The following is a 645-nucleotide window of genomic DNA, read 5'->3' as shown; positions in this document are numbered from 1 at the left end:
CTAATTGTGGAGGATATGGATCCATCGATTATGGGTTTTCTGAGACTTCTGTGAACACACAGAAGGCATTGACAAATTTGTCAACAAAAATCTCAACGTCAGAAGATCCTATGCTCATCCAAACGTACAATAAATTAGAAAAAACTAGTAATGAACTATTCCTAATCTTAGAAGATTGTCACAAAAAATATAAGCTCACCAAAAACTACATAACCACCCTACAAGAAGCACAAAAAGCTCTGGAACGTTTACATCAAAATTTTGCCAGCACATCTGATAAGACACTTCTTTGAGAGGCCATATACTTGGATTATCATGCCAAACTACAGTCAATAGTTAGCAGTCCCCAAAATGATGCGAATAGTACCATCCGAGTTACCATTGACTCTAGCAAAGAAGATGGTTTTTTTGTTTTTGGAAAGCTATCTTATGAAGAAAAATTGCCTATTAAGCGATTTCGGTTTAATAAACCTACGCATGATGCTTTTCAGGATTTTGTTCCAGGTTATTATTTATTTTGGTTAGAAAAAGAAGATCGTATCGGAACCCCTGAACTGCACCTGATTATTAATAATGGAACAGAAGCAGAAAAAAAACTTGTTTTAGAAACACCTAAATAACATTAAAATGCTTGTTACTAGACTA

At 34.6% G+C, this 645-nt stretch carries 2 protein-coding genes; both read left to right on the top strand.

The genetic code is table 11. The features are described from left to right. On the top strand, window positions 1–293 hold a 293-nt coding region (locus tag SM447_RS29395; RefSeq protein WP_474576120.1), incomplete at its 5' end, for a hypothetical protein. A gap of 12 nt (window positions 294–305) precedes the next feature. After that, entirely contained in the window at window positions 306–620 is a 315-nt protein-coding gene (locus SM447_RS29390; protein WP_474576119.1) for a hypothetical protein, read from the top strand. Window positions 621–645 lie beyond the last annotated feature (25 nt).

It is taken from the genome of Micromonospora aridisoli (assembly GCF_056150025.1).
The sequence above is the reverse complement of the archived record's forward strand: the minus strand, read 5'-3'. Positions and strand labels throughout refer to the sequence as shown.